The 20321-nt window shown below is 40.5% G+C and carries 17 protein-coding genes; 12 read left to right on the top strand and 5 right to left on the bottom strand.

From position 1 onward, the window contains the following. Window positions 1–2: 2 nt before the first annotated feature. Window positions 3–887, bottom strand: coding sequence for a glucose-1-phosphate thymidylyltransferase RfbA (rfbA, locus tag DXB63_RS07115; protein ID WP_122125706.1), 885 nt, complete (start codon window positions 885–887; stop codon window positions 3–5). A gap of 95 nt (window positions 888–982) precedes the next feature. Here rfbA and hemW point away from each other — a divergent pair, with 95 nt between their 5' ends. The 4 genes from hemW to DXB63_RS07095 all read left to right on the top strand — a co-directional run bounded on the left by hemW (window position 983) and on the right by DXB63_RS07095 (window position 4052). Further along, window positions 983–2113: a radical SAM family heme chaperone HemW gene (gene hemW, locus DXB63_RS07110; RefSeq protein WP_122125705.1), complete on the top strand. Its 1131-nt coding sequence runs from the start codon at window positions 983–985 to the stop codon at window positions 2111–2113. 24 nt (window positions 2114–2137) lie between these two features. Next, on the top strand, window positions 2138–2413 hold the full coding sequence (locus DXB63_RS07105) for a LysO family transporter (protein WP_122125736.1): 276 nt from the start codon (window positions 2138–2140) through the stop codon (window positions 2411–2413). Further along, window positions 2410–3012, top strand: coding sequence for a lysine exporter LysO family protein (locus tag DXB63_RS07100; RefSeq protein WP_122125704.1), 603 nt, complete (start codon window positions 2410–2412; stop codon window positions 3010–3012). The genes DXB63_RS07105 and DXB63_RS07100 overlap by 4 nt, the downstream gene beginning before the upstream one ends. 440 nt (window positions 3013–3452) lie before the next feature. After that, on the top strand, window positions 3453–4052 hold the full coding sequence (locus DXB63_RS07095) for a histidine decarboxylase, pyruvoyl type (protein ID WP_122125703.1): 600 nt from the start codon (window positions 3453–3455) through the stop codon (window positions 4050–4052). Between the two features lie 191 nt (window positions 4053–4243). Here DXB63_RS07095 and DXB63_RS07090 read toward each other — a convergent pair whose 3' ends face one another. Next, on the bottom strand, window positions 4244–5290 hold the full coding sequence (locus DXB63_RS07090) for a DUF2027 domain-containing protein (protein ID WP_122125702.1): 1047 nt from the start codon (window positions 5288–5290) through the stop codon (window positions 4244–4246). A gap of 116 nt (window positions 5291–5406) precedes the next feature. On the opposite strand from DXB63_RS07090, the gene DXB63_RS07085 reads away from it, so the two are divergent. From DXB63_RS07085 to DXB63_RS07050, 8 genes are all read left to right on the top strand, one after another. Next, window positions 5407–6630, top strand: coding sequence for an S-adenosylmethionine:tRNA ribosyltransferase-isomerase (locus DXB63_RS07085; protein ID WP_122125701.1), 1224 nt, complete (start codon window positions 5407–5409; stop codon window positions 6628–6630). A gap of 210 nt (window positions 6631–6840) precedes the next feature. Then, the gene (locus DXB63_RS07080) at window positions 6841–8835 is read left to right on the top strand and encodes a urocanate hydratase (RefSeq protein ID WP_122125700.1); all 1995 of its coding nucleotides are present in this window, start codon (window positions 6841–6843) and stop codon (window positions 8833–8835) included. A 25-nt stretch (window positions 8836–8860) separates the two neighbouring features. Further along, window positions 8861–9763: a glutamate formimidoyltransferase gene (gene ftcD, locus DXB63_RS07075; protein WP_122125699.1), complete on the top strand. Its 903-nt coding sequence runs from the start codon at window positions 8861–8863 to the stop codon at window positions 9761–9763. Between the two features lie 3 nt (window positions 9764–9766). Continuing rightward, the gene (gene hutI, locus DXB63_RS07070; RefSeq protein WP_122125698.1) at window positions 9767–11011 is read left to right on the top strand and encodes an imidazolonepropionase; all 1245 of its coding nucleotides are present in this window, start codon (window positions 9767–9769) and stop codon (window positions 11009–11011) included. A 42-nt stretch (window positions 11012–11053) separates the two neighbouring features. After that, the gene (locus DXB63_RS07065) at window positions 11054–11686 is read left to right on the top strand and encodes a cyclodeaminase/cyclohydrolase family protein (protein WP_122125697.1); all 633 of its coding nucleotides are present in this window, start codon (window positions 11054–11056) and stop codon (window positions 11684–11686) included. Between the two features lie 2 nt (window positions 11687–11688). Beyond that, complete coding sequence (gene hutH / locus DXB63_RS07060; protein WP_122125696.1) at window positions 11689–13188, top strand: histidine ammonia-lyase; 1500 nt, start codon at window positions 11689–11691, stop codon at window positions 13186–13188. A gap of 52 nt (window positions 13189–13240) precedes the next feature. Beyond that, a complete protein-coding gene (locus tag DXB63_RS07055) occupies window positions 13241–13741 on the top strand; it encodes an NUDIX domain-containing protein (RefSeq protein ID WP_122125695.1) in 501 nt (166 codons plus the stop codon). 324 nt (window positions 13742–14065) lie between these two features. Next, a complete protein-coding gene (locus DXB63_RS07050) occupies window positions 14066–14254 on the top strand; it encodes a hypothetical protein (RefSeq protein WP_122125694.1) in 189 nt (62 codons plus the stop codon). 61 nt (window positions 14255–14315) lie between these two features. Here DXB63_RS07050 and DXB63_RS07045 read toward each other — a convergent pair whose 3' ends face one another. From DXB63_RS07045 to DXB63_RS07035, 3 genes are all read right to left on the bottom strand, one after another. Further along, window positions 14316–16712: a tyrosine-protein kinase gene (locus DXB63_RS07045; protein WP_122125693.1), complete on the bottom strand. Its 2397-nt coding sequence runs from the start codon at window positions 16710–16712 to the stop codon at window positions 14316–14318. 24 nt (window positions 16713–16736) lie between these two features. Next, window positions 16737–17531: a polysaccharide biosynthesis/export family protein gene (locus tag DXB63_RS07040; protein WP_122125692.1), complete on the bottom strand. Its 795-nt coding sequence runs from the start codon at window positions 17529–17531 to the stop codon at window positions 16737–16739. 123 nt (window positions 17532–17654) lie between these two features. Next, entirely contained in the window at window positions 17655–19973 is a 2319-nt protein-coding gene (locus DXB63_RS07035) for a polysaccharide biosynthesis tyrosine autokinase (protein WP_158563652.1), read from the bottom strand. Window positions 19974–20321 lie beyond the last annotated feature (348 nt).

The raw sequence follows: 20321 nt of genomic DNA, 5'->3' as shown, positions 1-20321 counted from the left end.
TATTATCGTTCCAATTCTTTTATAACTTTCATCAAGTATTGCCCATACTCATTCTTTAACATAGGCTTAGCCAATTCCGCCATTTTTTCGGGAGTAATCCATCCTTGTCTTAATGCGATTCCTTCCAGGCAAGCCACCTTTAATCCCTGACGTTTTTCTATTACTTCTATAAAAGTAGAAGCTTCGGCCAAAGAATCATGAGTTCCGGTATCGAGCCATGCAAACCCACGCCCCAACAACTGTACTTTTAGTTCTTTGTCCTCCAAGAAACGTTGATTGACGGTTGTTATTTCCAATTCACCACGAGCAGACGGCTTAATTGCTTTTGCCACATCCACCACTTTATTCGGATAAAAATATAAACCGACAACTGCATAATTTGATTTAGGTTCTTTCGGCTTTTCTTCTATACTGAGTACATTGCCTTCTTTATCAAACTCCGCAACGCCATAACGCTCGGGGTCATTTACCCAATAGCCAAAAACCGTCGCTTTATTCTCATTTTCCGCTGTAAGAACAGCTTCCTTCAACATTTCAGTCAAGCCATGACCATAAAAGATATTATCGCCCAAGACCAAACATGCCGAATCATTCCCTATAAATTCTTCTCCAATAATAAAAGCCTGTGCCAAGCCGTCAGGAGAAGGCTGTTCTGCATATTCAAACTTTACTCCATAGTCAGAACCATCACCTAATAAACGTTTAAAGCCCGGAAGATCGTAAGGAGTAGAAATAATTAATATTTCCCTAATGCCTGCCAACATCAACACCGAGATGGGATAATAAATCATCGGCTTATCAAAAATCGGAAGAAGTTGTTTGGATACTCCTTTTGTAATGGGATACAAGCGTGTGCCTGAACCTCCTGCTAAAACTATGCCTTTCATCTTTTATTCAGTATTTTTGTATGCGGACAAAGATACGATAAAATATTTCATATATCTATCTAAAATAGATACATTTGCAATCCAATAATAAAAAGATGGCCGGAATTTATTTACATATACCTTTCTGCAAAACGCGCTGCATCTATTGCGACTTCTACTCTACCACCATGCAAGAGTGGCAGGATCGCTATATCGATGCATTATGCAAAGAACTGGAAATGAGAGCATCCTACTTAAAAGGAGAAAAGATTGAAACAGTTTATTTCGGAGGGGGCACACCCTCGTTATTATCGGCGGAAGCCTTTAATAAAATATTTGATACAATAGACCGTGTATATGGCATGGATTATTGCAAAGAGATTACAATGGAAGCCAACCCGGATGATCTTAACAAGGCATACATACAACAATTAGCTTTATTGCCTTTCAACCGTATCAGCATCGGTATACAAACATTTAATGATAAAACACTTCAACTGCTCAACCGCAGACACACCGCTGCGCAGGCTATTCAAGCAGTGGAAGAATGCCGAAAAGCCGGGTTTGAGAATATCAGTATCGACCTGATATACGGACTACCCGGAGAAAACCGGCAAAGTTGGCTGACAGACCTACGCCGGGCCATATCCATGGATGTAGAACATATATCCGCCTACCATCTTATTTATGAAGAAGGTACTGCACTCTGGAAAATGCGTGAGCAACATAAAGTAGATGAAATAGATGAAGACAGCAGTGTAGACTTCTTTGCCATGATGATAGATGAGCTTACAAAAGCAGGATACGAACATTATGAAATATCTAACTTTTGCCGACCGGGTAAATATTCCCGCCATAACTCCGGCTACTGGATAGATACAAAATATCTGGGATGCGGACCATCTGCGCATTCGTATGACAGGAGCAATCGTCAATGGAATATCGCTTCTCTGGAGCAATATATAACAGGAATAGAAAACGGCCAACCAAAGGTGGAAATAGAGGCACTAGACCTCACTACCCGATACAATGATTTTATAATCACATCTTTAAGAACCATGTGGGGACTTACTCTCAAAGCCTTAAAACTGAAATTCGGAGAAGAATTATATAATTATTGCCTGACCAATGCCCAACCACACCTTACCACAGGCAAACTTATTATGCGTGACAATACCTTATATATAAGTAAGGAGGGAATATTCATTTCAGATGGAATCATGAGTGACTTACTTTGGGTAGAGTAAAAACAAGAGAATATCAATATGTTTATCATCATTATTATATCACTTATGCTCACCGGGATATGTATCGGATATATCTTCCGGCAGCATAATTTAAAGTTTATACAACAAATCGTTACCACACTTATCTGGATATTACTATTCCTACTCGGCACAGAAGTCGGTCATAATGAAGCCATCATCAAAGGTTTGCACACCATCGGTCTGCAAGCTCTACTCCTCACATTAGCGGGAGTAGCAGGAAGTATCTTGGCAGCATGGGGGCTTTGGGTTTATATTTCCAAGAAAGGAGGTGGTTTATGAAAGGAAGCCTCATCATCATCGGTTTCTTCGTGCTCGGAATCTTATCAAGCCTCTACAACATAATTCCGGTTAATTTCCATCAATACAATTTAAGTTTTTATGCTCTTTGCGGATTGATGTTCTGTGTTGGAATCAGCGTGGGTAGTGATCCGAATACATTATTTAGTTTTCGTCGCCTGAACCCGCGTTTTGCCTTACTGCCTTTAATGACTATACTCGGCACACTGGCCGGATGCACCGTTGCCTCTCTTTTCCTTAATAATTATTCAGCCACCGATGCCTGTGCAGTAGGTTCCGGACTTGGCTATTACTCACTTTCCAGCATAATCATAACGGAATATAAAGGAGCAGAGCTAGGTACGATTGCATTAATGAGCAATATCATTCGCGAAATCATCGCTTTACTTTTTGCCCCATTATTGGCAAAATGGTTCGGGCCTCTCGCCCCTATTTCCGTAGGTGGCGCTACAACTATGGACACTACCCTACCCATTATCACACGTGCATCCGGACAAAAATATATTGTAGTATCCGTCTTTCACGGATGCCTGACGGATTTTTCCGTACCGTTTCTCGTTACCCTGTTTTGTTCAATCTAAAATCATATAACCTTCAAATATTAAAACGAACAAGGTAAGTAACGCTTCTTCTCCCTATGGATAATAAGTTTCTTCCTGATGACTAAACGATTTCTCCCATACCTTTCCCCCGAAAGATCTAGGGCATTCGACAAAGAGACGTAGTGCATCGGGCATGAAGATGTAGTGCATTTTAGAGAAGCATGCAAAAAGCGCGACAAATTTTCAACAGTCATAAGGACTATTGATGTCACAAGTTTTCTTATTTGAGGCTTTTTAGAAGATAAAACACTGATAATGAGCTCCGCGACAAAAATAAACGAGGGGGTATAAAAAACATATTAAAATAAGACAGTAGAATGAAACTTTTCTTCATATTCTTTCCACTTATTTAGCCATTTCCAGCCAATCTATTCAGCTCGTTTGTTGTTGATAGTGGAAAACATTAAAAACATTGGATTATGAAAGAGCTGACAGATTACGCCGTTATCAACGACGCAGTATATGAAAAGAACCGGAATGGAGGATATCCTGTGGTAAAACTCGCAGTAGGCACTGCACTTGCCGGAAATAAAGATGAAATGAAAATGGAATATGACGTTTACAGTTTTATGTTCCCGAAAGAAAACGAAAAAAAGCGTTATGACCAACCGATCTCCGATTCCGCCAAAGTTCCTGCATATGAAGCCGGAGAGCCATTGGAAGAAAAAGATTGCTGTTGCCGACATGAAATGGAACGTGGCGAAAGCAAAATAATCACCGGTCGCAAAGTCATAGCACACGGTCCGGTATGGGTTTGGGCTGCTATCGCAGTAGGATATGCAACCGAAGGCAGTGAGTATCCGTTTCTAGTTATTGAAGCAGCCGACACTTTCGGAGAGGAAAGCAGTAACGAAAGCGACATGATTGGTTTCATTGACGGCCGCTTACATGAAATGACCGCCCGCCTTGTACGTCGTGCCAAATTGTATGAATTACCATTAGCCGCCATGCGTGTTGCTTATAAATACGTGTTTGTCGAACCGGAACAGGTTGGTAAAGCTAAAGTAAAAGAATTGTAGGTTAAGATGGTTTTACAAAGACATAAGAAATTATATTGAGGGGTCAAAAGTCAAAGCATTCAAGTTTCCCCGCTTGAGCGGGGATTAAGGGGTGTGTAATCTTTCTTTGCTTATTAAACTGTTAGAAAAGTAACACACCCCCTACCCCCGCTCAAGCGGGGGAATTGAGATAGTTTAGACAACCTCTTGGTTTATCTCACTGTCACCATTGTTGCCCCAAACCCATATTCCCGAAAGGAAGCATCCTGATAAGTACACGTTTTATATTTATGCTTCAGCTCATCTATCACAGCTTTACGCAATACTCCATCACCTTTACCGTGGATAAAGACAATCTTCTGTCCGCGACGCCCTTTATATTGTTCCATAGCCTCACGAAACTTACCAAGTTGATAATTAAGTATTTCGCTATTGCTCATGCCGGCCGTTGAATCCAGTAATTCCGCTGCATGTAAATCAACCTCAACAATATCTTGCTTTACAGGTTGTTTCTTCTGTAACTTCACCGGTTCATCTACATTCCGTTTCTGCAATAGTGCTTCCTTTATATCATCGGCATTCACAAATATCTGCTTTACAGGAACATCGTTCTTTACAATGTCATAAATCAATGCGGGTTCCTCAAAATAAACGGACTCTGAAAAAGTATGCAGTTTATAGAACTTTACCGTATCTATCCGTAACTCAACATTGGCAGCAGGTTTCATTAGAAATGTACGTTCCTGCTTAAAAGGTATCAACTGCACTGCCACACGTTCCAAATCGTTCAGACTATCCTTGGTGAAAGTCTCCAGCAATTCTTTTGTATTAGGCTCAAGCAAACCGGATGCACGCACTTTCCAAGCAGCCCCTTCGGCATTGAGATACGTATAATACAGATAATAATTACTATCGTTCACCAAATAAGTATCAAATCCCGTAGCAGATATTGATTTCACGTCTTCCGGCACGTACGCCAACACCACATTCAATGTTTCTCCCTCACGTGTTTCAGCAGGACGATACGTGACAGGTTTCTCCACCTCTTTACGTACAGGTTCTTCTTGTCGTTTCGGTTGAGGAGCAGACTTACGCTTCATATTATAATCATCCGTATCAATCACCACACATTCATTCACCGGCATTGGAATATCGAATCCATCTCCATCTTCTACCAACACGATATTTTTCCCACGGAATTCTTTCACAATGCCGCCTCCTACTTCACTAAGGAAGCGTACTTTATCTCCTATTTTCATATTTCCTACTTATTTTATTGATTTATCAGTCTACAAAGATAATGTATTTCAGCGAAAAAGTATGTACCTTTGCGCGAACATTGGAATGTTGCAAGTAAAGAAAATATCAGAACACTATGACAAGTCAAGATCCTAAGCATATACATATAAGCGATTATAACTATCCATTACCTGACGAACGTATTGCCAAATTTCCGTTACCCGTCCGCGACCAATCCAAACTGCTTGTATACCGCCATGATAATGTATCAGAAAGTATATTTACGTCTTTACCGGACTATCTACCGGAAGGCGAATTGATGGTATTCAACAATACAAAGGTAATTCAGGCACGTCTGCATTTTCGTAAAGAGACAGGAGCATTAATCGAAGTGTTCTGCCTCGAACCCATTGCCCCGAATGATTATGTACTCTCTTTCCAACAAACGGAACATTGCGCATGGCTTTGCATGATAGGCAATTTAAAGAAATGGAAAGAAGGAACGTTAAGTCGGGAAATGATTATAAAAGGACAGACTGTCACACTAACCGCTACACGAGGTGAATGTTGCGGTACAAGCCATTGGATAGACTTTCGATGGAACAATTCAGAGATAACCTTCGCTGACATACTTGAAGTATTCGGTGAACTGCCTATCCCACCTTATTTAAACCGGGAAACAGAAGAAAGCGATAAAGAAACATACCAGACTGTATACAGCAAGATAAAAGGTTCGGTAGCCGCTCCAACTGCCGGACTACATTTTACAGAACGGGTACTCAGTGCGTTAAAGAATAAAGGAATAGAGCTGGAAGAACTTACACTTCATGTAGGGGCCGGTACATTTAAGCCTGTCAAGAGTGAAGAAATAGAAGGGCACGAGATGCATACGGAATATATTTCCGTTAGTCGTCACACCATCGAACAACTGATAACTCACGGTGGGCATTGCGTTGCAGTCGGCACAACTTCCGTACGTACATTGGAAAGCTTATACCATATAGGCGTAACACTACACAACAATCCCGACGCAACAGAAGAAGAACTTCACGTGCACCAATGGCAACCTTATGAAACTCCTTCTCGACTATCCTCTGTTGAAGCGCTTCAAGCTATTCTTAATTATCTTGACAGACACGGTATGGAAGCACTGCACACCAGTACGCAAATCATTATCGCACCGGGTTATGAATACCGTATCGTACGCATGATGGTAACCAACTTTCACCAACCGCAAAGTACCTTGCTGCTACTCGTCTCAGCATTTGTCAACGGTAATTGGCGTACTATCTATGATTATGCACTTAGTCACGGATTCCGTTTTTTAAGTTATGGCGACTCATCATTGCTCATACCATAACAGTATCAGACATCATTAACTTAACAATACTACAATTGACCGGACAACATTAAATCCGGATAAGAAATCTTATATAGAATTGCATATCTGAGCAATTCTTCGGCATTGCATCTACATAAACTTTTAGCAATATGTTATTAAATATACTCTGATACGTACAATAATCAGGTATATTTATTACATTTGCACATCACTAAACCAAAAAATGATATGAAATTCACATTATCTAATCAACTACCCGACCCTCCAGTATTCGTGGAAGGTATCCGTCGCGCACCGGATCGTGGCTATAAGTTGTCACCTGCACAGACTAAGACTGCACTAAAGAATGCACTACGTTACATTCCACGCGAACTTCACGCACAACTCGCTCCCGAATTTATGAACGAATTGCTGACACGTGGTAAGATATATGGTTACCGCTTCCGTCCCGAAGGTGATCTCAAGGCAAAACCTATCGACGAATATAAAGGAAAATGTATCGAAGGAAAGGCTTTTCAAGTTATGATAGATAATAATCTGTCATTTGATATTGCCCTCTACCCCTATGAATTAGTAACCTATGGCGAAACAGGACAGGTATGCCAAAACTGGATGCAATACCGTCTCATAAAGATGTATCTCGAAGAACTGACACAAGACCAAACTCTGGTAGTAGAAAGCGGGCATCCTTTAGGTTTATTTAAATCAAAACCCGAAGCGCCACGTGTTATTATCACCAATTCCATGATGGTAGGTCTGTTTGACAACCAAAAGGATTGGGAAATAGCGGCACAAATGGGAGTGGCAAACTATGGTCAGATGACAGCCGGCGGATGGATGTACATTGGTCCGCAAGGTATCGTACACGGTACATTCAATACCTTACTAAATGCCGGACGAATGAAACTCGGCATACCGCAAAACGGTGATCTGCGCGGACATCTTTTCATTTCTTCCGGTTTGGGCGGTATGAGCGGTGCACAACCCAAAGCAGCCGAAATAGCAGGAGCGGCAGCAATCATTGCCGAGGTAGATGCATCACGCATAGAAACGCGGCATAAACAGGGATGGGTACAACATATCACATCGGACATTCCCGAAGCTTTCCGTTTGGCACACGAAGCCATGAACAAAAAAGAACCATGCTCTATTGCCTATCATGGCAACATTGTAGATTTATTGGAATATGCCGTAGCACAGAATGAAGCAATAGAGCTGCTTTCCGATCAAACGTCCTGTCATGCCGTATATGAAGGTGGTTATTGTCCGGCAGGACTGACATTCAAAGAACGTACCCAGATGCTAAAAGAAGACCGCGAACAGTTCTGCCGCTTAGTAGATGCGTCTTTACGACGCCATTTTTCCGTTGTAAAGGAACTGGTAAGCCGTGGAACATACTTCTTTGATTACGGAAATTCATTTATGAAAGCAATTTATGATGCAGGCGTCAAAGAGATTTCACGTAACGGAATAGACGAAAAAGACGGATTCATTTTCCCGTCTTACGTGGAAGATATTATGGGACCTGAATTGTTCGATTATGGCTATGGTCCATTCCGCTGGGTATGTCTGAGTGGGAAGCATGAAGATCTGATTAAAACTGATCATGCCGCTATGTCATGTATAGACCCTAACCGCCGAGGACAAGACTTGGATAACTACAACTGGATACGCGATGCAGAAAAGAACAATCTGGTAGTAGGAACACAAGCGCGTATTCTCTATCAGGATGCTTTGGGACGTATGAATATCGCCTTGAAATTCAATGAAATGGTACGCAACGGTGAGGTAGGTCCTATTATGTTGGGACGTGACCATCACGATGTAAGCGGTACGGATTCTCCATTCCGCGAGACGTCCAATATCAAAGACGGAAGTAATGTAATGGCAGATATGGCAGTACAATGCTTTGCTGGTAATTGTGCACGAGGCATGAGTCTTGTAGCTCTCCATAATGGTGGTGGCGTAGGTATCGGAAAGGCAATCAACGGTGGATTCGGCATGGTATGCGACGGAAGCGAACGTGTTGACAATATTCTACGTTCCTCTATGTTATGGGACGTAATGGGCGGTGTGGCACGTCGTTCATGGGCACGTAACCAGCATGCAATGGAAACGACAGAAGAGTTTAATAATACACATTCTGATGGTTACCATATTACAATGCCTTATATAGCTGACGACGAACTGATAAAACAAACAATAGAAAATAGCATAAAATAAATAATAACATTAACAACGAATAACTATGAACTGGTCAAAAATTATGGAATGCGTACCCAACTTCAGCGAGGGACGTGATTTGCAAAAGATAGATAAGATTGTAGCACCTTTCCGCGCCAAAGAAGGCGTGAAACTATTGGATTATAGCAATGACGAAGATCATAACCGTCTTGTAGTAACCGTAGTAGGTCAGCCTGACGCACTGAAAGAAGCTGTGATAGAAGCTATCGGCATTGCCGTAGAACTTATTGATTTGAATCACCACCAAGGACAACATCCACGCATGGGAGCAGTTGATGTAGTGCCGTTCATCCCGATAAAAGGCTGTACAATGGACGACGCAATCACCTTGTCGAAAGAAGTAGGCCAACGCGTTGCAGAAGCATATAAACTTCCGGTATTCTTATACGAGAAATCGGCGACTGCTCCACATCGTGAGAACCTTGCTGCTATCCGTAAAGGTGAGTTCGAAGGCATGGCGGAAAAGATACATCTTCCCGAATGGCAACCGGATTTTGGTCCGGCAGAGCGTCATTCTACCGCAGGCACAGTAGCCATTGGAGCACGTATGCCTCTTGTTGCCTATAATATCAATCTAAATACACCAAGCCTTGAGATTGCCCATGACATTGCTAAGAAGATTCGTTTTATCGGTGGCGGCTTACGCTATTGTAAAGCAATGGGGGTAGAATTGAAAGATCGCGGTATTACGCAAGTCTCCATCAATATGACAGACTATACAAAAACAGCCCTTTACCGCGCTATGGAGATGGTTCGTTTCGAAGCACGCCGTTATGGAGTAAGTATAGTAGGTAGTGAAATTATCGGTCTTGTCCCCATGGAAGCACTTATTGATACAGCCTCCTATTATTTAGGGCTGGAAAACTTCAGTATGCAACAAGTGCTTGAAGCACGAGTTATGGAGTAAATCATGAAAGGCAACCTTATTATATATAATGCCAACATCGTCACCCCGACAGGCAATACTGCCCGCCGGGGCAAAGCGATGAACGAGCTGCTCACTATTCCTAATGGTACGGTAGAGATAACGGATGGTATCATCACCTATGTCGGCGAGCATCGGCCTACCCTGCCTGAAGGTTATGAAGCAGTCGACGCACATGGCAAAGTTCTCTTACCGGGGTTTGTAGACTCACATACTCACCTTGTTTTCGGCGGTTATCGTCCTGAAGAATTTATGTGGCGTATGCGAGGTGATAGCTACATGAGTATCATGGAACGTGGCGGAGGCATCGTCAATACCATGAAAGCTACCCGAGCAGCATCCCATGAAGAACTTTTGCAAAAAGCAGAATGGTTTATCGACGTAATGAGTCGTATGGGTGTCACCACTGTAGAAGGAAAAAGCGGTTACGGACTCGATCATGATGCTGAAATAAAACAGTTGGAAGTGATGCGTGACATTAATGATAAAACAGACCGTAAAGTAGATATTGCCACGACTTTTCTCGGCGCCCATGCCCTTCCGCCCGAATACAAGGGACGAGAAGAGGAATATATTGACTATCTGATCAATGTCATGTTACCGGAAGTTAAAGAGCGTAATTTAGCAGAGAACTGTGATATATTCTGTGAAAAAGGCGTATTTACCGTTGAACAATCCCGACGTTTGCTATCCGCAGCAAAGGATATGGGATTCGGAGCAAAAATACACGCAGACGAAATAGTATCCTTTGGCGGAGCCGAACTCGCCGGAGAATTACATGCTCTCAGTGCTGACCATTTGCTCCACGCTTCGGATGAAGGTATCCGGTCTATGGCTGCCAATGATGTTGTAGCCACACTCCTTCCCCTCACGGCATTTACTCTTCGTGAACCTTACGCACGAGGACGCGAGATGATAGATTCCGGCTGTGCCGTTGCTTTGGCTACCGACCTTAATCCGGGTAGTTGTTGCTCCGGTAGTATCCCGTTAACCTTTGCTCTGGCATGTATCTATATGCACTTATCGGTAGAGGAAGCCATAACAGCATTGACCTTGAATGGAGCTGCCGCCATTGGACGTGCCCACCGTATCGGAAGTATTGAAACAGGCAAACAGGGAGATCTTACTTTACTGGATACCGATACCTATTATGTACTGCCGTATTATACCGGCATGAACTCGGTTGAAATGACTATTAAAGAAGGACGCATCGTTTCAACCCGTTTCTGATATTTTAAATAACCATATTAAAGAACCAAAACCTATAATAATATGCAATTAGCAGACCTGACAGTAAAAGGATTCCTTGATAAAACAGCAAGTAACGAACCCGTACCGGGCGGTGGAAGTATATCTGCCCTTAATGGTGCCATAGCATCCGCTTTGGCTGAAATGGTAGCCAACCTGACTATCGGACGTAAAAAATACGTGGAAGTAGAAGATATCATGAAAGAGCTTGCTCCTAAGTTTGATGCTTTGCGCGAACGTATGGTGCAGGATATTGACCGTGACTCCGACGCGTACAACCGTGTATTCGATGCCTTCAAACTTCCGAAAGAAACTGATGAAGAAAAAGAGTTGCGTAAACAAGCCATCCAACGTGAAACAATTTACGCGGCACAAGTACCGATGGAAGTAGCGCGTGCCGTAGCCGGAATACTGCCGGCAATCGCAACGGTTGCCCGCAAAGGTAATCAAAATGCTGTGACCGATGCTTGCGTGGCTATGATGTGTGCCCGCAATGCCGTACTCGGAGCATTACTCAACGTTCGCATCAACCTGACTTCAATAGACGATAAAGAGTTCGTTGCGCAAATGGCAAAGGAAGCGAATCAACTTGAAAAGGAAGCGATCGAACAAGAGGCTGAAATAATGAAATATGTAAAAGAACAAATTGGAATCTAATCATGGCAAAGAACGTATATCAAATAGGATCAGGAGATCTGACATTCGAGCTTATCGAACGCATTATCAATGAGAATCTGAAACTGGAGCTATCTGCCGAAGCCAAAGAACGTATTCAAAAGTGCCGTGACTATCTGGATAAGAAAGCAGTAGAATCCGAAGTTCCACTTTACGGTATCACTACCGGATTCGGTTCGCTTTGTAACCATACCATTTCTCCGGAAGATTTAAGCACGCTTCAGGAAAATCTCGTAAAAAGTCATGCATGCAGTGTAGGACAAGAAGTTCCTCCTGTTATTGTCAAACTGATGTTCCTGCTCAAAGCTCATGCTTTATCATTGGGGCATAGCGGCGTACAGGTTATTACCGTACAACGCATCATCGACTTCTTCAATAACGATGTCATGCCGATTGTGTATGACCGCGGTTCGCTCGGTGCATCGGGCGACCTCGCTCCTCTTGCCAACCTCTTCCTCCCGCTTATCGGCGTGGGCGACGTATATTATAAAGGTAAACGTTGCGAAGCTATCGCTGTATTGGATGAATTCGGTTGGGAACCGGTGAAATTGCAGAGCAAAGAAGGTTTGGCATTACTCAACGGTACACAATTTATGAGTGCCAACGGTGTATACGCTATCATCCGCGCACGTCGCATTATGAAAGGTGCCGACATGATCGGTGCCCTTTCTCTTGAAGCATTCGACGGACGTATCGATCCGTTCATGGACTGTATCCAACAGATGCGTCCGCATAAAGGTCAGATAGAAACGGGCGAAGCATTCCGTAAACTTTTAGATGGCAGCGAACTTATCGCACGTCCTAAAAAGCATGTACAAGACCCTTACTCGTTCCGCTGCATACCACAAGTGCATGGCGCTACAAAAGATGCGATCCGCTATGTATCCTCAGTATTGCTCACGGAAATCAACTCCGTAACGGACAATCCGACCATCTTCCCGGAAGAAGACCTGATTATCTCTGGAGGAAATTTCCATGGACAACCGCTTGCCATTTCATACGACTTCCTTGCTATTGCTTTGGCCGAGCTTGGTAATATCAGTGAACGCCGTGTTGCACAACTCATTATGGGATTCCGTGGTTTGCCGGAGTTTCTTGTTGCAGAGCCGGGATTGAACTCCGGTTTCATGATACCGCAATATGCTGCCGCATCCATGGTTAGCCAGAATAAAATGTACTGTTTCGCTGCATCCAGCGACTCTATCGTATCAAGCAACGGACAAGAAGATCATGTCAGCATGGGAGCAAATGCCGCAACAAAGCTCTATAAGATTATGGACAATTTGGAGCATATTCTTGCCATCGAACTGATGAATGCTGCTCAGGGGCTTGATTTCCGCCGTCCGACCAAGACCTCTCCTCTGCTCGAACATTTCATGACGGCATACCGCAAAGAAGTGCCGTTTGTAAAAGAGGATATCGTCATGTACAAAGAGATACATAAGACGGTAGCCTTCCTGAAACGTTATAAATTTAACTATTAACAATAACCAACGTCCGCATCCCCCAGAGTTTGCGGACGTTTACTTTCATAAAATGCAAGACAACAAAGAAGAATTATTTCCCATTGTAGACGAGCACGGGAATATCATCGATGCAGCTACACGGGGAGAATGCCATAGTGGCAGCAAGCAACTGCACCCCGTCGTACACCTTCATGTATTCAACAGTAAAGGAGAACTCTACTTACAAAAGCGTCCGGAGTGGAAAGATATACAACCCGGCAAATGGGATACTGCCGTAGGCGGACATATCGACTTGGGAGAGAATGTAGAACAAGCCCTCAAGCGGGAAGTTCGCGAAGAGCTCGGTATCACAGATTTCGATTACGAACAAATTACTTCATACGTATTCGAGTCAGCTCACGAACGCGAACTTGTTTATGTACATAAAACTGTATATGACGGACCAATCAATCCCAGTGACGAATTGGACGGCGGACGTTTCTGGAGCATAGAAGAAATAAAAGCTAATATCGGTAAGAATGTATTCACTCCAAATTTTGAGAATGAAATAAGAAAAGTCAATCTTGAATGATGATATAGACACCTGAAATTCAGCATACGGTCGATTGAAAACAAACATACGGTCCTTTGTTCACAAACTCCTATCGTTTGAAAACAAAGGACCGTATGTTTTTTCAATCACCCAAGGGAGCGTTGCCATACGCTCAAGGGGGCGTTGGCTAACGCCTAAGGGAACGATAGCTCACATCTACTGGAGCGTTAGCCATCACTCCCTTAGGCGTTTTAAGTCATATATTTAACAGCTAGCAGGTTTAACTTTCACTTTCATGGGTTCTCCCTGAACCATATAATAGACTTAAATGTTGAATGACTAAACCTAAAACTTAATTGAGAAATGGAGAATAAAAACAATCCTAAACAAACTGTTTTACATAAAAGAAAAACAGAATCTTCAGTTGAAGAACTTAAAGACATAGAATATCCGGTACAGCAGGTGGGTGATGAAGCTCCCAATAAAAAGGATGTAAAAAATGCCGTGAAAGAACTGAACCCCGATCCAAACAGTCTTGGAAGCAGAGGATAAAACAAAAACCGGAATAAACATTAGAAAAGTTATTCCGGTTTTTTTTAGTATAATATTTATCTTATTTTCTATGATGACGATGTTGATGATTACCATCCTTATCCTCGCCGTAACCACCGTAACCGTATCCATAACCATAGCCGTATCCGTATCCGTAACCATAGCCATAATAGCCACTCTTTTCAATTGTAACTCCATTCAATAATACGGATAGAGCAGGAAGTTTGCTTGTACTATATAAATCATTCAACCATTCCATATGCTTTTTATAAGTTACATTCGCACGGGCTACATAAATAGTTGCATCTGCCACACGACCCACAATTAACGAATCACTAACCAAACCTATCGGCGCTGTATCGATTATAATGAAATCATATTCTTTACGCAAAGTGCCAACCATCTCATCTAAACGGTCATTTAACAATAGCTCTGCCGGATTAGGAGGAATAGGACCTGCCGGAAGTACATACAGATTATTGTTAAAGCTAGTCTGATGAATCAATTTACTCAGATCATCCTCCATACTTGCCAAATAATTGGTAGCACCTCTCTTATTATCAATACTTAAATAAGAGGCAAGTGTCGGTTTACGAACGTCCAAACCGATAAGCAACACTTTCTTGTTGATCAATGCAAGACTTACAGCCAGGTTAATCGCAATAAAGCTTTTACCTTCACCCGGCATAGACGAAGTAACCATAATAACCTTATGTCCCGTCCCGGAAAGTGTAAATTGCAGATTCGTTCGGACAGCACGAAAAGCTTCTACCATACTGTCATTCTTATTCTCTTTAACGGCAACATATTCTTCGTCTTTCGTTAAAGGAATTTCGCCAAGCATGGATACGGAAGTCAGCTTTTCTAGCTCATGACGATTTCCTATTCTGAAATTCAACAGATCTCTTAAATAAATTACTGCAATAGGAATTGCAAATCCTAAAACAAAAGCAATCATATAAATTAATGAACGCTTTGGAGAAATAGGTCCGCTGGCAAATGCATCATCAATAACCTTCGCACTTGTAGCTGTAATAGACAATGCCAATGAATTTTCCTCACGCTTCTGCAACAGGATCAAGAATAACTCCGATTTAATCTGCTGTTGACGTGCCTTTTCCGTATATTCACGTTCCATAGTAGGCACATTGCCTATACGAGTATCAAACAGTTGAGCCTGGCGGTCCAAGTCTTTCTTAGAGATTACCAATCCCTGATATACACTCGACAAAGAAGCCAGGATACTCTCATACATCGCATCAATCGTATTGTTTAAACTCTGTACAGCAGGGTTGCTATCAGAAGAAATACGCAACAAACGATCACGCTCCAATAAATAAGCATTATACTTAGAAGTCAAAGCCAATAAAGTAGGATCAGTTATACCAACATTAGCAGGCACTAACTTTGTTTTATCCTTATCACCTCTAACATAATTCTCCAAATATTGCACTAAGCTCAATTGTGTTTCAACCTCTACCCGCTTTTTCTTATACTCACTATTAGTCTGCAACGCAAGCTGGGCATCCGTCTGTATATCGGTAATCTTTTCTTTTTTCTTATAAGACTCCAAATCACGTTCTGCACTTCCTAACTCAATATCAAGTTTAGCAAGACGTTCGTCAATGAAAGTCTCTGTATTTTTAGCAACGCGATTCTTATCTTCGATAGTCTCACGGTTATAAACGTCGACCAATTTATTTAAAAAGTCTTTTCCTCTTTGTTTGTTCGTTTCAGGTAAAGAAATATTAATAACAGATGTTGTCTTAGAAGTCGGAGCTATTTCCAATCCGCCTGCATAACCTCTGGCAACAGTTAACGGATTCATTATAGTTACCAATATTTTTTGATCATATACAGGTTCGGCTACAGGATTCAGAGCCAAAGTAATCATACCTGCAGGACTCTCCATGATAGCAGGGAATTCTGTTATGGTCTCACCAAATTCTACATCATCATATTTGCCCGTAACTTTGGCTTTCCCATCGCTTGACATTTGAACTTCCAACAAAACAGGAGCAATAAGAGAATCCAGCGAATTATAATTTAAATCAACGTAAAGAGGAGAATCTTTATAAAGCTGCGTATTACGTATGTTACCTTCTAAAGAATAACTCGTGTACAATTTCAGTTCATTTACAACTGATTTAAGTAGATTCTTAGACTTAAGAACCTCAATTTCGTTATCAACATTGTTCTTACTACTAAGCACTCCCCAATCCTGAAGTGTAGATAATTCATCCACACCACCACCTTTTTTATCATCCTTTAAAAGGATAGTTGATGATATGTTATAAACAGGTGCAGTATATCTTAAATAGAAGAACGCACCTATCATACAAATAACTACGGAACCGACAATCCACTTCCAATAAGATAAATATTTAAAAATAATCTCTTGAAAATCAATTCTGTCCTCTTCTTCCTCCGGATTATTATAAAATTGTTCTTTTGCCATTTTAATTTTATTAATGTGAACAGACTAACGGACAATGTTTACGATCAAACTAGCCAGTGAAATCAAAATAGATGTGCCGGACAGTAATAAGGTGGTACTTTGTCCTATATCGGCATTTTTTGATTTTGCTTTATTGGGTTCAACGTAAATCACATCATTTTGTTGTAAATAAAAATATGGGGAATTTATAATATCACTTTTATTCAGATCAAGAGTAACAATTTCTTTTCTGCCTTTATTATCTTCGCGCAACAGTTTCACATTATCACGTTTTCCATAGACAGACATATCTCCAGCCAAAGCTAATGCTTCAAACAGATTAATCTTTTCATTCGCCACAGTAAACGTTCCCGGACGATTAACTTCGCCCAAGACAGAAACTTTATAATTAACAAGACGTACATTCACAATCGGAGTTTCTTTGAAAGAGCCTTTCAATTTATCAACAATATATTTCTCTGCTTCTGATTTCGTTAAGCCTCCTAAATGTATTCTTCCCAAAACCGGAAATTCCACATCACCACTATTATCCACCAAATAAGTTTGCAATACAGGTTGCGAAGTAAGAGATCTGGTTTGAGTAGATTGAATAGTCGGAATCGTCAAATTAAAAGGAATTGCAGCCTCGGGTTCCGTAGAGCTAACAGTGATAGTCAACAAATCTTTCGGCATAATACGAGCATCATAAAGATTAGCTTTATCAGTCTCCTCTATCGTCAAACTCTCCGAGTCCATCATGTAAGGAATCCTTTTATAAGAATTACAGCTTGACCAAGAAAATATCAATAACAGTAATAATAATCTAGTGAAGATTTTCATAAATTCGAATGTTATAAATTAGGTATACCATGTTTTACGGGCGCAAATATAAGACTTTTATTTTGCATATTAAATAATTCATTAAAAAACGTATAAACCTCTGATTAAAATATTTCATATTCATTAAGACACGGTATTCTCTCCATAGCCTCCATAACCATAACTGGCTCCATGGCCTCCTATATTTTCAAGACTTACCGCATTTATTATTATATGTGGAGAAGGTAGCTTTTTATTTCCGGCAATATCATTCAACCATTCCAAATGCTTCTTTTCCGTATAATTTTCTCGGGTTACATAAATAGTAGAATCTATCACTGAATGCATTAAAAACGAATCGGAAACCAACCCAATCGGAGCAGAATCTACAATAATATAATCATATTCCTGTCGCAAAGTTTCCATCAATTCGGTTAACCTCTCACTTTGCAACAACTCCGCAGGGTTAGGAGGAATTGTACCGGAAACTAAAACATGAAAGTTAGAACGTATTCCCGACGGTTGGACTAATTCACTAACATCATTCCGTATACAGGCTAAATAATCAGTAACGCCTTTTTTAGGATTCAAACTTAATATTTCTGCCAGCATTGGTTTACGAATATCCATTCCCACTAATAAAACTCTTTTCCCTATTAATGCCAAACTGACAGAAAGGTTCACAGAAATAAAAGTTTTCCCCTCACCGGGCATGGAAGAAGTAACCATTATTACTTTCGAAGCAGCATTACCACCCATAAACTGAAGATTGGCACGGACAGTTCTAAATGCTTCCGCCATTAAGTCATTAACCCCTTCCTTGACAGCTATTACTTCTTTTTTCGCATAAACCGGTATTTCTCCTAACACAGAAACATCCGTCAAAGCTTCAAGTTCTTTACGATTCCGAACATGAATATTTAACAGATTATATAAATAAAGCCCTCCAACCGGAATTGCAAAACCTAATGCAAATGCCAATATATACACATGAGAACGCTTAGGTGAAACAGGCCCGGTTATCATAGGATCATTAATAACACGTGCCTTTTCAGAAGAAATTGCCATAGTCAATGCATTTTCTTCTCGTTTTCGGGATAATATAGCATAAAGATCCGTTTTCACTTTCTCATTACGCAGTCTCTCCGACAGTTCCCGCTCTTGTGTCGGAACATTTATTATACGATCATTATATATTAAAATCTGTTTATTCAAATCATCCCTGGATATCATCAATGCATCTTGTATACTGGAAATTGACGATAATAAATCTTTTTTTAATTCAGTGATTGTTTTCGTTAATATCAAAACGGTAGGATTTTGACTTGAAGATGCACGAAGCAGACGATTACGTTCCATCAATTTCGTATTGTATTCCTTTATCAACTCCTGCAAAGTTTGATCTTCAATCCCGACATTAGTAGGCACCAATCGCTCAACTCCATTATCTTCTTTCATAAACTGTTCCAAATACTTTACCAATTTCAACTGGGTTTCCAAAGCCACCAACTCTTTCCGGTAAAGTGTATTTTCCTGTAAAGAAAGTTGAGCATTAACCTTCACATCTATGATTCCCTCATTTATTTTATAATTTTCAAGATCCTCTTTTACATAACTAAGTTCGACTCCTATTTTTGTCAGACGCTCATTAATAAACGTTTCTACATTTTGAGCCACTTTATTTTTATCTTCAATAGCTTCACGATTATAAACCTCTACTAATTTAGTAACAAAATCAATACCGCGATCTACATTGGTCTCATTTATCGAAAGGCAAATAGCAGATGTGGTTTTAGAAGTAGTTTCAACACTTAAACGTCCAAGAAAAGAGCCTATAATAATATTCGGATTCAAAACTTTAACATACAACGTATTTCCGGATTCCAACTGATTATCAGGATTCCGCACGAATGTTATTTTACCAATAGGAGTCAATATATCACCAGGCAATTTTTCTAATGTTCTATTAAAGGAGTCTTCCCTATATTTCCCTTCCACTATTATCTGTCCATTACCACTTTCTCTTATAGTCATTTTTAATGGAGCAGATAAAGTATCCAATGACTCAACATTCACAAATACATTAATTGGAGAACTTTTATATAAATCTTCATATTTAAAATGTCCCTTATAATTATAAGTAATGTATAATTGCATTTCTTTAACTACCTCACGAGTCAAATTCCATGATCTAAGTATTTCCAATTCATTATCCACATTATCACCGGCTCCCATAATTCCCCAACTTTGGAGAACAGACAACTCATCCGCACGTCCTCCCCTCTCGTTATCTTTTAGCATTATTATGGAATATACATTATAAACAGGCGTAGCATAACGAAGATAAATGAAAGCAATCGTCATACAAATTAACAATGAGCAAATTATCAATTTCCAATGTACTAAATATCTACGAATAATTTCCAAATAATCGATGTGTTCTTCTTCCTCTTCTAAATTCATATTCATTTTTTAATAAAAAAACTTTGTGTTAATGCATTATGTATAACCGATTCCGCGCCAAAGATAATATTATTTATATTGAAATTAAAAATAGGCAAAAAGAAATAATTAAGAAAATATTATAGATACAACACCTGCGTACACCCTTTCCTGTCAAAATCGAATAGAATTTATAAGTCCAGCAAATAGCCGTTACAGCTAGTTTACAGCATATAATCAAAGTACATAAGTGTTAAAAACAGACTACAAGTCAGAATTTGCAACTAATTTATTTTGGTATATAAATTATATTTGTTTCCTTTGCACAGAAATATATTAAAAAACAAAAACTTAATGTACCCCCAAAAC

Origin of the sequence: Bacteroides sp. OM05-12, from assembly GCF_003438995.1 — a bacterium.
Taxonomy (GTDB): domain Bacteria; phylum Bacteroidota; class Bacteroidia; order Bacteroidales; family Bacteroidaceae; genus Bacteroides.
The sequence above is the reverse complement of the archived record's forward strand: the minus strand, read 5'-3'. Positions and strand labels throughout refer to the sequence as shown.

Bases quoted from the DNA above. Each gene is read 5' to 3' on its own strand.
- rfbA (WP_122125706.1), bottom strand. From the start codon at position 887: ATGAAAGGCATAGTTTTAGCAGGAGGTTCAGGCACACGCTTGTATCCC.
- hemW (WP_122125705.1), top strand. From the start codon at position 983: ATGGCCGGAATTTATTTACATATACCTTTCTGCAAAACGCGCTGCATC.
- DXB63_RS07100 (WP_122125704.1), top strand. From the start codon at position 2,410: ATGAAAGGAAGCCTCATCATCATCGGTTTCTTCGTGCTCGGAATCTTA.
- DXB63_RS07095 (WP_122125703.1), top strand. From the start codon at position 3,453: ATGAAAGAGCTGACAGATTACGCCGTTATCAACGACGCAGTATATGAA.
- DXB63_RS07090 (WP_122125702.1), bottom strand. From the start codon at position 5,290: ATGAAAATAGGAGATAAAGTACGCTTCCTTAGTGAAGTAGGAGGCGGC.
- DXB63_RS07085 (WP_122125701.1), top strand. From the start codon at position 5,407: ATGACAAGTCAAGATCCTAAGCATATACATATAAGCGATTATAACTAT.
- DXB63_RS07080 (WP_122125700.1), top strand. From the start codon at position 6,841: ATGAAATTCACATTATCTAATCAACTACCCGACCCTCCAGTATTCGTG.
- ftcD (WP_122125699.1), top strand. From the start codon at position 8,861: ATGAACTGGTCAAAAATTATGGAATGCGTACCCAACTTCAGCGAGGGA.
- hutI (WP_122125698.1), top strand. From the start codon at position 9,767: ATGAAAGGCAACCTTATTATATATAATGCCAACATCGTCACCCCGACA.
- DXB63_RS07065 (WP_122125697.1), top strand. From the start codon at position 11,054: ATGCAATTAGCAGACCTGACAGTAAAAGGATTCCTTGATAAAACAGCA.
- hutH (WP_122125696.1), top strand. From the start codon at position 11,689: ATGGCAAAGAACGTATATCAAATAGGATCAGGAGATCTGACATTCGAG.
- DXB63_RS07055 (WP_122125695.1), top strand. From the start codon at position 13,241: ATGCAAGACAACAAAGAAGAATTATTTCCCATTGTAGACGAGCACGGG.
- DXB63_RS07050 (WP_122125694.1), top strand. From the start codon at position 14,066: ATGGAGAATAAAAACAATCCTAAACAAACTGTTTTACATAAAAGAAAA.
- DXB63_RS07045 (WP_122125693.1), bottom strand. From the start codon at position 16,712: ATGGCAAAAGAACAATTTTATAATAATCCGGAGGAAGAAGAGGACAGA.
- DXB63_RS07040 (WP_122125692.1), bottom strand. From the start codon at position 17,531: ATGAAAATCTTCACTAGATTATTATTACTGTTATTGATATTTTCTTGG.
- DXB63_RS07035 (WP_158563652.1), bottom strand. From the start codon at position 19,973: ATGAATTTAGAAGAGGAAGAAGAACACATCGATTATTTGGAAATTATT.